The sequence below is a fragment of the Halomonas sp. 11-S5 genome (genome assembly GCF_029889825.1).
Lineage (GTDB): Bacteria > Pseudomonadota > Gammaproteobacteria > Pseudomonadales > Halomonadaceae > Halomonas.
The window spans coordinates 128632-141498 of the sequence record NZ_JARANW010000002.1 but is presented as its reverse complement, the minus strand read 5'-3'; the positions used below and the strand labels follow the sequence as shown (position 1 = coordinate 141498).

At 70.1% G+C, this 12867-nt stretch carries 9 protein-coding genes; 4 read left to right on the top strand and 5 right to left on the bottom strand.

Going from position 1 to position 12867, the window contains the following annotated elements:
• Position 1: 1 nt before the first annotated feature.
• From OP497_RS02175 to acsA, 3 genes are read right to left on the bottom strand one after another with little or no spacing between them, the layout of a single operon-like run.
• Complete coding sequence (locus OP497_RS02175) at positions 2-982, bottom strand: alpha-ketoacid dehydrogenase subunit beta (RefSeq protein WP_280546183.1); 981 nt, start codon at positions 980-982, stop codon at positions 2-4.
• Positions 979-2028 (bottom strand): pyruvate dehydrogenase (acetyl-transferring) E1 component subunit alpha, encoded by a 1050-nt coding sequence (gene pdhA / locus OP497_RS02170; protein ID WP_280546181.1) that lies wholly within the window; start codon positions 2026-2028, stop codon positions 979-981. Before pdhA ends, OP497_RS02175 begins: the two co-directional genes overlap by 4 nt.
• Positions 2025-3779 (bottom strand): acetate--CoA ligase, encoded by a 1755-nt coding sequence (gene acsA, locus OP497_RS02165; RefSeq protein ID WP_280546179.1) that lies wholly within the window; start codon positions 3777-3779, stop codon positions 2025-2027. The genes pdhA and acsA overlap by 4 nt, the downstream gene beginning before the upstream one ends.
• A 227-nt stretch (positions 3780-4006) precedes the next feature.
• On the opposite strand from acsA, the gene OP497_RS02160 reads away from it, so the two are divergent.
• Positions 4007-4228 (top strand): hypothetical protein, encoded by a 222-nt coding sequence (locus OP497_RS02160; protein WP_280546178.1) that lies wholly within the window; start codon positions 4007-4009, stop codon positions 4226-4228.
• Positions 4229-4417: 189 nt separating this feature from the next.
• On the opposite strand, the gene OP497_RS02155 is transcribed toward OP497_RS02160, so the two are convergent.
• On the bottom strand, positions 4418-5698 hold the full coding sequence (locus tag OP497_RS02155) for an MgtC/SapB family protein (protein ID WP_280546177.1): 1281 nt from the start codon (positions 5696-5698) through the stop codon (positions 4418-4420).
• 172 nt (positions 5699-5870) lie between these two features.
• Here OP497_RS02155 and OP497_RS02150 point away from each other — a divergent pair, with 172 nt between their 5' ends.
• Positions 5871-8981, top strand: a complete 3111-nt coding sequence (locus OP497_RS02150; protein ID WP_280546176.1) for an EAL domain-containing protein — start codon at positions 5871-5873, stop codon at positions 8979-8981.
• A gap of 9 nt (positions 8982-8990) precedes the next feature.
• Here OP497_RS02150 and OP497_RS02145 read toward each other — a convergent pair whose 3' ends face one another.
• Positions 8991-10964, bottom strand: coding sequence for an acyl CoA:acetate/3-ketoacid CoA transferase (locus OP497_RS02145; RefSeq protein WP_280546174.1), 1974 nt, complete (start codon positions 10962-10964; stop codon positions 8991-8993).
• Positions 10965-11124: 160 nt separating this feature from the next.
• Here OP497_RS02145 and umuD point away from each other — a divergent pair, with 160 nt between their 5' ends.
• Positions 11125-11583, top strand: a complete 459-nt coding sequence (umuD, locus tag OP497_RS02140; protein ID WP_280546172.1) for a translesion error-prone DNA polymerase V autoproteolytic subunit — start codon at positions 11125-11127, stop codon at positions 11581-11583.
• Entirely contained in the window at positions 11580-12854 is a 1275-nt protein-coding gene (locus OP497_RS02135; RefSeq protein WP_280546170.1) for a Y-family DNA polymerase, read from the top strand. Before umuD ends, OP497_RS02135 begins: the two co-directional genes overlap by 4 nt.
• The last annotated feature ends 13 nt before the right edge of the window (positions 12855-12867 follow it).

The following is a 12867-nucleotide window of genomic DNA, read 5'->3' as shown; positions in this document are numbered from 1 at the left end:
ATCAGCCGAGCAGCCGGCGGACGGCGGCGACGATATCCTCGACCTGGGGGATCGCCGCGTCCTCGAGGTGCTTGGCGTAGGGCACCGGTACCTCCTGGCTGCAGACCCGCGCCGGCGGGGCATCCAGCTCGAAGAAGGCCTGCTCGTTGATGCGGGTGATGATCTCGGCCGACAGGCTGCCGCTACGCCACCCCTCGTCGATCACCATCACCCGGTGGGTCTTTGCCACGCTGGCCATGATCGCCGCGTCGTCCAGTGGACGCAGGGTGCGCAGGTCAAGCACCTCGGCGTCGATGCCTTCGGTGGCCAGCTGTTCGGCGGCCGCGAGGCTCTTGTGCAGCATGCCGCCGTAGGTGATCAGGCTGACCTGGCTGCCCTCGCGGCGGATGGTGGCATGGTCGATGTCCACCCCTTGCACCTTGCCCTCGACCTCGCCCTCGACACCCAGCAGCAGGGCGTGCTCGAAGATCAGCACCGGATCGGGGTCCTCCAGGGCGGTGAGCAGCATGCCGCGGGCATCCTCGTGGGTCGCCGGGGCGACGATGCGCAGCCCCGGGATATGGGCATACCAGCCCTCCAGGCTGTGGGAGTGCTGGGCGGCGAGCTGGCGGCCGCCGCCGGTGGTCATGCGGATCACCAGCGGCACGCTGAACTGGCCCCCGGACATGTGCCGCAGGGTTGCCGCGTTGTTGATGATCTGGTCGAGGGCCAGCAGGCTGAAGTTCACCGTCATGATCTCGACGATGGGACGCATGCCGTTGAGCGCCGCGCCGATGCCGGCGCCGGTGAAGGTCGACTCGGAGAGCGGCGTGTCGCGGATGCGCGCCTCGCCGAACTCCTCCAGCAGGCCGTGGCTGACCGCATAGGTGCCGCCGTAGCGACCCACGTCTTCGCCCATCAGGAAGACACGCTCATCGCCGGCCAGGGCCGCGCGAAGCCCCTGGCGCAGGGCCTCGCGGTAGGCGATCGTCTGGGTGGTCATGGCCGCACCTTCGTGCCAGTCGGTGGTTGGCGGGCATAGACGTCGTGGCAGAGCTGTTCCACCGGCTCCCGGGTGCCCGCCTCGGCGAAGGTCACGGCGGCGTCGATCTCCTCGGCCACCTCGCGCTCGATCTCGTCACGCACCGTGGCGGCGAGCAGCCCGCAGGCCACCGCGTCCCGGGCGAAGGTCTCGACGGGGCAGCGTTTCTTCCACTGCTCGACCTCCGCCTTGTCGCGGTAGTGCTCGGGGTCGAACATCGAGTGGGCGCGAAAACGGTAGGTGCGGTACTCCAGGAACATGGGGCCCTGGCCGGCGCGCACCTGGTCGACCGCCGCCTCGGTGGCCCGGGACACCGCCACCACGTCCATGCCGTCCACCGACTCGCTGGGCATGCGGTAGCTGGCGGCCTTGGCGGCCAGGTCGACCTGGGACTGGTGGCGCTCCAGCGCGGTGCCCATGGCGTAGCGGTTGTTCTCGCACAGGAAGAGCACCGGCAGCTGCCAGAGGGCGGCGAGGTTGAGCGACTCGTGGAACTCCCCCTCGGCCACGGCGCCATCGCCGAAGAAGCAGGCGGTGACGCTGTCGCGCCCGGCCAGCCGGTCGGCCAGGGCATAGCCCACCGCCAGCGGCAGGGAGCCCCCCACGATGGCGCTGCCGCCGAAGAAGCGCCGGCTCGCGTCGAACAGGTGCATGGAGCCGCCATGGCCACGGCTGCAGCCCTCCTGCTTGCCGTACATCTCGGCCATGATCGCCCCGGCAGGAACGCCGCGGGCGAGGGCATGGCCGTGCTCGCGGTAGGTGGCCAGCACATTGTCCCGCTCGGCCAGGGCCGGCATGGTGCCGGCAGCGATCGCCTCCTCGCCGATATAGAGGTGCAGGAAGCCGCGGATCTTGCCGGCGCTGTAGAGCTCGGCGCACTTCTCCTCGAAGCGGCGGATGCGGAGCATCTGCCACAGCAGCGCCCGGGCCCGGTCGGGGTCATCCAGGCCGGCCGCGCCGATGGCGGGCCGGGTATCGGGGCCTTCCTGGGGAGGCGAGGCGCTCATCGTGAGGTCTCCAGGGTCGAGGTGTCACCCTCCGGCAGGCCCAGTTCCCGGGCCTTGAGCAGGCGACGCATGATCTTGCCGCTGCGGGTCCTGGGCAGCGAAGCCTGGATCTCGATCTCCTTGGGCGCGACCGCCGGGCCGAGGCGCTGGCGGGCGAAGCCGAGCAGTTCGCGGCGTAGCGCCTCGTCGGGCGCATGGCCCGGCTTGAGGGCCACGAAGGCCTTGACGATCTCGCCGATCACCGGATCGGGCTTGCCGATCACCCCGACCTCGGCCACCGCCGGATGCTCCATCAGCGCCGACTCCACCTCGAAGGGGCCGATCAGGTGGCCGGCGGACTTGATCATGTCGTCGGCGCGACCCACGAACCAGAAGTAGCCCTCGGGGTCGCGCCGGGCCAGGTCCCCGGTGAGATACCAGCCGTCCACGAAGCAGCGGCGGTAGCGCGCCTCCTCGTGCAGGTAGGTGCGGAACATGGAGGGCCAGCCGACGCGCAGGGCGAGCTCGCCTTCCTCGTCGTGATGGTCGACCCGCGCGACGCCGCCGTCGGGCAGGTGGCGCAGCACGGCGGCCTCGATGCCGGGCAGTGGCTTGCCCATGGCGCCGGGCCGGATGTCCATGCAGGCGAAGTTGGCGATCATGATCCCGCCCGTCTCGGTCTGCCACCAGTTGTCGTGGATCGGCAGCCCGAAGGCCTCCACGCCCCAGTGCACGGCCTGGGGATTGAGCGGTTCGCCGACGCTGGCAATGAAGCGCAGCGACGGATAGGCCCGGGAGCGGGCCCGCTCCGAGCCGCCCTTCATCATCATCCGCACGGCGGTGGGGGCGGTGTACCAGACGCTAACCGCCTCCTCCTCGAGGATCCGGTACCAGCGCTCGGCATCGAACTCCGCTTCGTCGACCACCAGGGTGGCGCCGAGGGAGAGTGGGGCGATGATGCCGTAGGAGGTGCCGGTGACCCAGCCGGGGTCGGCTGTGCACCAGAAAACATCGCCCGCGCGCAGGTCGAGGGCGAAGCGAGCGGTGGCGTGATGGGCGACCACCGCCTGGTGGACGTGGAGCGCCCCCTTGGGCGTGCCGGTGGTGCCGCTGGTGAAGTGCAGCAGGGCCGGCTGTTCGGGGTCGGTGGCCGGGATCGCATACTCGGGCGAGGCCGCGTCGAGCAGCGGCCCGAGCTCCCGTGTGCCCTCGGGCAACGCCTGGTCGTCGTCGCGGACCACCAGCACGTGCTCGAGGCTTTCCAGCCGGTCGCGGATCGCGGCCACCTTGCGACGATAGAGGCTGGTGGTGGTCACCAGTACCCGCCCCTCGCCGAGATTCATCCGCGTCGCGATGGGCTCGGGGCCGAAGGCGGAGAACAGCGGAGTGACCACGGCGCCGTGCTTCAGCGCCCCGAGCACCGCCAGGTAGAGCTCGGGAATCCGCCCGGCGAGCAGGAAGACGCCGGCCCCGCGGGCCACGCCCAGCTCGCCGAGCACGTTGGCGAAGCGGGCGCTGAGCTCGGCCAGCTCGCGGTAGCGGATCTCGCGCCGCGCCCCCGCCTTGCCGAGCCAGCGGATCGCGGTGCGCTCGCCGGCCTCGCCGGTGGCGTGGCGATCCACCGCCTCGTGGGCGATGTTCAACCCGCCTTCGCCGGGCAGGCCGTCGAGCCAGGTCCGGGCCTCGTCCCAGGAAAAGCCGGCACAGGCCGACGGGTAATCGTCCAGCACCGTTTCCCGGGCCTCGCGGCGGCTCTTGCGGAGTATCTCCATGCGCGGCGACCTCGTGGTGTCATGTCTCCCCAGCATAGTCCTTGAGCCTGGTTCCGCTCGCCTTCCATGGCGCCGGCTTGATCCGGGACAAGTGCCGCGCGGATCGCCTGGCCGGTGGCGGAAGAACAGCTATAACTACACTGAAGGCAGGGGAGGGCGCGCCCCTCTCGTCGCGTTCCGGTGCCGTCCGGTGCCGGACACTCCAACCCCCTATTGCGGAGGGTGACATGACACAAACCGTTACGGCTGCCTATGGCAGCATCGACAAGGCCGCCAACGCCTTCGATGAGCTGGTCTCCGAGGGCTATCCTCGGGAAAAGTTGTTCCTCGACAAGGAGACCAATGAAGTCAAGGTGATCGTCCCCGAGACGTCGCAGCCGGAGGCGGAAGAGATCCTCAATCGCCACGGCCCCGACGAGGTGCAGGCCCGGCCCTACGAGGCCACATAGGCGGCCGCGCTCCCCCCGCGCCGGGTGACATCACCCGGTGCTGCGGTCGAGGCTAGGCGATGACCCCGGTGTACGGCTTCTTCGGCTGCGATGCCCACCCCTTCAACCCGCTGCTCGCCCGCCTCCCCCAGCTGTTGCATGTGCCTGCTGGGCGAGGCACAGGAGCCCACCCACGACTGAGCCTGGGCCCTACAGCCACCAGGCCAGCGCCAGGCCTGTCGCCATCGAGGCGACCATCGGCAGGGCGACTCGCATGCCGATCTGTCGGGTACCGAAGGCAGTGGCCAGCCCCGACTTGAAGAGGTTGTTGACCGCGGCGGCGATGACGATGCCCAGCACCGCGGTAGAGGGCGCGATGCGCTCCAGCGACATGCGGGTCAGCGACAGGGTGATGGCGTCGACGTCGGCTACCCCCGAGGAGGCCGCCAGCAGGTAGATGCCGGCCTCGCCCAGGGCGCCGCGCAGCCACTCGCCGAGCAGCATGATCACCGCCAGCAGGCCCCCGAACAGCAGCGCGGTGCGCAGCTCCAGGGGGTTCTGGATCGGGGTCTGGCTGTCGACCCTGAGGCCTTGGCGGTGGTGGCGCCAGAGATAGAGCGCCGGCAGGTAGAGCATTCCCCCCATCACCGTGACCGGGAGCAGCAGCGCCGGCAGCAGCCCTGGGCTGATCACCGCGGCATAGATCAGGATGCGCGGGAACATGGTGCCGCAGGCCAGCAGGATGCCGGCGGCGAGCATCGCCTCGAGTTCCCGGCTCTGGCGCGACATCCGGGCGAAGTGCAGGGTCAGCGCCGTGGAGGAGGAGAGTCCGGCGAAGAGGCCGGTGAAGAGGATGCCCTTCTCGGCACCGCCCAGGCGCACGGCGAAGTAGCCGACGAAGCTGATCGAGGCGATCAGCACCACCATCCACCAGATCTCGTAGGGGTTGAGCACCTCGCCGGGCCCCATGCCGCGGTCGGGGAGCAGCGGCAACATCACCACGGTGATCAGCAGCAGCTTGAGGCCGGCATCGAGCTCGTGGGCCTGCAGCTTGTTCAGCAGGCCGTGGATCTCGTGCTTGTTGTCGAGGATCACCGCGGTGATCACCGCGCCGGCGGCGGCCAGGGCCAGGTCGATCGCCACGGCCACCGCGCCGAAGCAGAAGGTCAGCAGCAGGCCCACCAGGCCGGTGATGCTGTAGTCATGCTGCTCGGCGAGCTTGGCCCGCCAGGCGACCAGGCTGATGCCGGCCACGGTCACGAAGACCAGCGGGAAGGCCCAGTCGCTGACGGTCTCCGAGAGCAGCGCGGCGATGCCGCCGAGCAGCCCGACCAGCGAGTGGGTGCGGATGCCGGCGATGCGCTCGCCGGACTTCTGCGCCCGTGCCACCCAGCCGCGCTCGATGCCGATCAGGGCACCCAGCAGCAGCGCCACACCCAGGCGGATGGCGGATTCGTTGGCGGTGAGGAACTGGCTGGCGACATCATCCATGGGTAGGCCTTCCCGACGCCGCCCGATGGCCGGCGGATACCCTCATGGTGGCCTGTGGCAACGTCTGCTTCAATGGTTACTAATAAGAAGCAAGTGCCCCGTCGACCGTCGAGCGTCTTCCTGTCGTCGACCCGGTACACTCTATCTCTCTGATCCAACGCAAGGATTGTCCATGACAATGAGCGGCGAGTCGCTCCCCCCCAAGGCGTTGCCCGAGAGCGGCCATCGGCGCATACGGCGCCGTGCCATCATCCTCTACCTGCTTGCCCTGCTCACGTTGCTGCTGCTGTTCGCCGGCATCCTCCTGGACCAGCACCGGCGTGACCTCGAGGTGGGTCGGGAGCGTGCCAGCGCGCAGGCCGACCTGGTGGCCGAGTGGGTGGCCAGTACCTTCGAGGTCAACGAGCACACGCTCTCCAGCCTGGTGCAGGTGTTCCAGTCGCCTCTCGGGCAGGCATTGCTGACGCGTCGCGGCAATGATGCGGCCCTCGAGGCACTCCTTTATCAGCATAGCCATCGCCAGCACAACCATCGTCATGCCTTGATCGATGACCTCAGTATCTTCAGTGCCGGGGGGATGCTGCGGGCCTCTGACAACCCGGCATTTCCACAGGGTTTCGATATCACCGGCCTGCCCCATTTCCAGGCCTTCGAGCAGGATGCCGACCGTCAGGAGTGGGTGTCCCCACTCTACTGGTCGGCCGTCAGCCAGGAGTTCCATTTGGTGCATGCCCGGCGCCTGGTCGGGCCGGATGGCGACTTCCGGGGCCTGGCCGTGCTGCGACTCAATCCGGCGATCTTCGGCGAGGTCCTCGAGCGACTGACCATGACCCAGGAAGAGAGCATCGCCATTCTCGATACCCAGATGCGGCTGATCACCCGGCGGCCGGCCTTCGATGAGAGGGGCGCCATGGGCGTGCTCGGCACCCCGGTCAGCGAGCCGCTGACCCGCGCCTTCCTCGACAGCGGCGAGGCGTCGACGACCCTGCGCACCGCCTCGCCGCTGGATGGCAGCGAGCGGCTCTACGCCATGCAGCGGGTCGCGGGGCTGCCGCTCCTGGTGGTGGTCGGCGAGGAACTCGAGGTGCTGCTCGCCGGCTGGTGGCAGCGGCTCTGGCTGCTGGGCGCCATCTTCCTGGTGGTGGCGGCGCTGGGCTGGTGGCTGCTGCGCCATTATCTCGGCCGGCTGCGGCTGGAGGGCGAGCTGCGCCGGCGCCTGGTGGAGCGCGAGCAGGCCCGTCGCGAGGTGCAGGACCGCGAGGCGCGGCTGCAGGCCCTGGTCGGCTCGATCCAGGACATGATCTTCGTGTTCGATGCCCATGGGTATTTCGTCTATGTCCATGCCGTGGACCGGGACCAGCTGCTCGAGGACGCCGAGGCGCTGCTGCAGCGCCACTACACCGAGGTCCTGCCGGAAGCGGTGGCGCGGCAGTTCGACCAGGCCCTGGCCGAGCTCAAGGCCACCGGCGAGCCGGTGGAGACCGAGTATCGCGTCACCCTGGCCGGCGTGCCCCGCGACTTCCAGGCCATCATCAGTCCGCTGGCCGAGGCGGGCGAGGGCTTCAGCGGCGTGCTGGCGGTGGTGCGCGAGGTGACCCAGTCCCGCGCCACCGAGGCCCAGCTGCGCATCGCCGCCATGGCCTTCGAGACCCACCTGGGCATGCTGGTCACCGATGCCGAGGCCAGGATCATCAGGGTCAACGACACCTTCACCCGCATCACCGGCTATGCCGAGGCCGAGGTGCTGGGGCGCAATCCGAGCCTGCTCAGCTCCGGGCGCCACGACGAGGCCTTCTACCGGCAGCTCTGGGAGAGCGTGCAGGAGAAGGGCAGCTGGCAGGGCGAGATCTGGAACCGGCGCAGGAACGGCGAGGTGTTCCCGGAGTGGCTGACCATCAGCGCGGTACGCGACGAGGCCGGCGAGCTGACTCACTATGTGGCCACCTTCAGCGATATCACCGAGCGCAAGGCCGCCGAGGAGGAGGTCCACCAGCTCGCCTTCTACGACCCCCTGACCGGGCTGCCCAATCGCCGGCTGATGCTGGACCGCCTGGAGGGCGAGCTCAAGCACAGCTATCGCAGCGACCAGTTCGGCGCGCTGCTCTATCTCGACCTGGACAACTTCAAGCAGGTCAATGACACCCTGGGGCATCATGCCGGTGACCAGCTGCTGCGGGAGGTCGCGAGCCGGCTGGGTGGGGTGCTGCGCGCCACCGATACCCTGGCACGGCTGGGCGGCGACGAGTTCGCCGTGCTGCTGCACGACCTGGGGCGTGACCCGCAGCGGGTGGCGGCCGTTGCCGAGCGTATCGCCCACAAGCTGCTCGGGGTGCTCCAGGCGCCGATCGGCCTGGCCGGGAGCTCGGTGACGATGACCGGCAGCATCGGCATCACGCTCTACCGCGATCACGGCACGACCCTCGACGAGATCCTCCAGCAGGCCGACATGGCCCTCTTCCAGGCCAAGCGGGCCGGGCGCGACACCCTGCGCTTCTTCGACCCGGCCTTGCAGGCCCAGCTTCACGCGCGGGCCCGGCTCGAGGCGGACCTGCGCCAGGCATTGCCTCGGGATGAGTTCCTGCTCCACTACCAGCCCCAGGTGGATGCCGACCGTCGCATGATCGGCGTCGAGGCGCTGCTGCGCTGGCAGCACCCGGAGCGGGGCATGGTCTCCCCCGGCGAGTTCATTCCGCTGGCCGAGGAGAATCGGCTGATCGTGCCCATCGGCGGCTGGGTGCTGGAGTCCGCCTGTCGGCAGCTGGTGGCCTGGGCCAGGGACTCCGCCACGACCGACCTCACGATCTCGGTGAACGTCAGCCCCCAGCAGTTCCGCGAGGCGGATTTCGTCGAGCAAGTGCTGGCCACCCTGGCGCGCACCGGCGCCCGCCCCGAGCGGCTCAAGCTCGAAGTGACCGAGAGCCTGTTCGTTGAGGATCGCGACGAGGCCCGCGAGACCATGCGGCGCCTCAGGGAGCATGGCGTGACCTTCGCCCTGGACGACTTCGGCACCGGCTACTCTTCGCTCTCCTACCTCAAGCGCCTGCCCCTGGATCAGCTCAAGATCGACCAGTCCTTCGTGCGCGACCTGCTGGAGGACGAGGCCAGTGCGGCCATCGTTGCCAGCATCATCGCCCTTTCCGAGAGCCTGCAGCTGGAGGTGATCGCCGAGGGAGTCGAGACCGAGGCCCAGCGGGCCTGGTTGGTGGCACACGGCTGCCGGGCCTTCCAGGGCTACCTCTTCAGCCGGCCGGTGCCGCTGGAGGCGCTGGCGCTCGATGCCTGAGGCGAGGGCTCAGGCGTCGCGGTCGCGCAGGTGGGCCTCGGCCTCCTCGGCGCTCTCGTAGATATGCGGCGAGACGGCGCGCGCCTCCAGGGCGTGGCCGAGCTTGCGGCGCATGAAGCCGCTGGTGGTGTAGCGGGTCACCCGGGTGTAGAAGCGCTGCTCGAGGCCGCGCACCATCTCGGTGTAGGGGGCGAGCAGGGCGTCGTCGATGCGGCAGTGGTCGTAGTTGACGATGGCCTGGACGCGGCGGCCCAGCGGCGCGAGACGCCGTTCGACCTCCTGCTCGATGGCGTCGATGTCCTCCGGGGAGGCGATGCGCAGGTGCTCGAAGTTGATGAAGAGGATGCCTTCCTCCTCGTCGAGGCTGAAGCGCTGTGCCAGGGGCCGGTCGAGCAGTTCCTCGGCGAGCCCCATGGGCGCCTCGCGGAAGATGCGCGCGTCCATCAGCCGGGGCGGCTCGGGCATCCGCGGGGTGAAGGCCATCAGTGCCAGGACGTCGCGCTCCAGGTCGACCCCCGGGGCGATCTCGGTGAGGGTGAGCCCCTCCGGGGTGAGCTCGAATACCGCCCGCTCGGTGACATAGCAGACCGGCTTGCCGTCCGCGGCGGCCAGGGTCCCGCTGAAGGTGCGATGCTCCACCTCGGCGACGAACTTGCCCTGGCCGCCGGGGGGCGCCTCGAGCCGCCCGTCGACGATGGCGAGCGCCTCCCGGGTGGCCACGAAGGTGCCCATGAACACCACCTTGCGGGCGTTCTGGCTGATGTTGATAAAGCCGCCGGCGCCGGCCAGCCGCGGGCCGAAGCGCGAGACATTGACGTGGCCCGCACCGTCCACCTGGGCCATGCCCAGGAAGGCGATGTCGAGCCCGCCGCCGTCGTAGAAGTCGAACTGGGCCGGCTGGTCGATGATCGCCTGGGTGTTCAGTGCCGCGCCGAAGTCGAGCCCGCCGGCCGGCAGCCCGCCGATCACCCCGGGCTCGGCGGTCAGGGTCAGGTGCTCGAGCAGGCGCTCTTCGCTGGCCACCGCGCCGACGCCCTCGGGCATGCCGATCCCCAGGTTGACCACGCTGTTGGGCCTGAGCTCGAAGGCCGCGCGCCGGGCGATGATCTTGCGCGCCGAGAGCGGCAGCGGCTCGGGGGTCGCCATGGGGGCGCGGATCTCGCCGGAGAAGGCCGGGTTGTAGGCGGTGCGGAAGGTCTGCCAGTGGTGGGCGGGATCCTCGCAGACCACCACGCAGTCGACCATCACGCCGGGGATCTTGACGTCCTTGGGGTGCAGGGTGCCGTGCTCGGCGAGGCGCTCCACCTGCACGATCACCACGCCCCCGGAGTTGCGCACCGCCGTGGCGATGGCCAGCGCTTCCAGGGTCAGGGCCTCGCGCTCCATGCTGACGTTGCCCAGGGTGTCGGCGGTGGTGCCACGCAGCAGCGCCACCTGCAGCGGCAGGGCCCGGTAGAAGAGGTACTCCTGGCCGTCGATGGGCAGCAGCGAGACGCGCTCCTCGAGGGTGACGTCGTTGATCCGGCCGCCGCCCAGGCGCGGGTCGACGAAGGTGCCCAGGCCCACCCGGGTCAGGGTGCCGGGCTTGCCGGCGGCGATGTCGCGGAAGAGGTGCGAGATCACCCCCTGCGGCAGGTTCCAGGCCTGGATGCGCCCCTCGATGGCGAGCTTCTGCAGGGCGGGCACCAGCCCCCAGTGGCCGCCGATCACCTTCGCCACCAGCCCCTCGTGGCCCAGGTGGTTGAGCCCGCGCTCCTTGCCGTCGCCCTGGCCGGCGGCATACATCAGGGTCAGGTCGCGGGGCTTGCCGGTCTCCAGGAAGCGCTCCTCCAGGGCCACGGCGAGCCCCTCGGCGAAGCCGATGCCGACGAAGCCGCCGGTCGCCAGGGCATCGCCGTCACGGATCAGGTTCACGGCCTCGCGGGCGGAGACCACCTTGCCCTTCGCGGTGAAGGGCTGGCGGGAGAGCAAGGGATGGGGCATGGCGGGCGTCCTGGTGAGGGTGCTTGGTGATGGCTCTTTGTGATGGCTCTTTGTGATGGCCCCTTCACGGTAGCACGCGTCCCGGGTGCCGGCAGGGCTTGCCAGGCAGGGGCGAAGTGTCGAATACTGTTCATATGTACAGTATTCGAGGGAGAGGCCCATGATGTCGCCGCTGTCCACCACCGCCCGGGTGATCGGCCGTGCCGTGCCATTCCCCGGCGAGACGGCCCAGCCGCTGATGGGGTGCCGGGTGCGGGCGGGCTTCCCGAGCCCCGCCGACGACCACCTGGACGTGGAGATCGACCTGCACGCCCATGTGGTGCGCCGCCCGGCCGCCACCTACTTCGTGCGGGCCGAGGGCGACTCCATGCTCGGCGACGGCATCCACGACGGCGACCTGCTGGTGGTGGACCGCAGCCTGGAGCCGCTGCCCGGGCGGGTGGTGGTGATCGCCGTGGATGGCGAGCCCACCGTGAAGCGCCTGGCGCGCCGCGGCGAGCAGACTTTCCTGGTGGCCAGCAACCCGCGCTTTGCGCCGATCCCCCTGGCGGGCCGCGAGTGCGAGGTGTGGGGCGTGGTCACCCATGTGCTCCATGCATTGCCGGGAGGCGGGCCGTGATCGCCCTGGTCGACTGCAACAACTTCTACGTCAGCTGCGAGCGGGTCTTCGACCCGCGCCTGGAGGGACGTCCGGTCGGCGTGCTCTCCAACAACGACGGCTGCGTGGTGGCCCGCTCCAACGAGCTCAAGGCGCTGGGCGTGGCCATGGGCGCGCCGATGCACCTGCTGCCGCCGGCCATCCGCCGCCAGGCGGTGCTGCTCTCCAGCAACTACGCGCTCTACGGCGACATGAGCCGCCGGGTCAACCTGATCCTGGCCGAGTTCTCGCCGGACGTGGAGGCCTACTCCATCGACGAGAGCTTCGTGGGCTTTTCCGGCTTTGCCCCGGCCGGCCTGGAGGTGCATGCCCAGCGGCTGCGCGAGACGGTACGCCGCGATACCGGCATCCCGGTCTGCGTGGGGCTGGCGCCGACCCGGGTGCTGGCCAAGGTGGCCAACCGGGCGGCCAAGTCGCTTGCGGCCTACGAGGGCGTCTGCCTGCTCGAGGCCGAGGGGCCCGCCACCCGGGCGCTGCTCGAGGGGCTGCCGGTGACCGAGCTGTGGGGCGTGGCGCGACGCACCGCCGAACGCCTGGCGCTGATGGAGATCCACACCGCCTGGCAGCTGCGCCAGGCCGACCCCAAGCAGGTCCGCCGCCATTTCTCGGTGGTGCTGGAGCGCATCGTCTGGGAGCTGCGCGGCCGCCCGGCCATCGTCCTCGATGACCTCCATGAGCCGCGCCAGCGCATCATGGTCTCGCGCTCCTTCGGCCGGCTGACCGGCGCCTTCCCGGACCTGCAGGAGGCCGTGCGCCAGCACGCCGCCCGGGCCGCCGAGAAGCTGCGCGACCAGGGCAGCCAGGCCCGGGCGCTGATGGTTTTTGTGCGCAGCAACCCGCACCTGGCCGGCGAGCGCCAGTACCGCAACAGCGTGGTGGTGGCGTTACCGGCCCCCAGCGACGACAGCCGCGAGCTGCTCGAGGCCGCCGCCCGGGGGCTCGCGGCGATCTTCCTCGAGGGCGTGCGCTACCAGAAGTGCGGGGTGATGCTGCTCGACCTGGTGGAGGCCGACCGCCATCAGCTCTCGCTGCTGGCGCCACGCAGCGAGGCGGCGCGCGGGCGCAGCCAGCGGCTGATGGCGACGGTGGACCGGCTCAACCGCGAGATGGGCCGCGATACCGTGCGCTTCGGCCTGCCGCGCCGGGGCACCGCCTGGGCGCTGCGCTGCCATCGGCGCACCTCGCGCTACACCACCCGCTGGGACGAGTTGATGCGGGTCAAGACGCGCTGAGAACGTGCCGCAA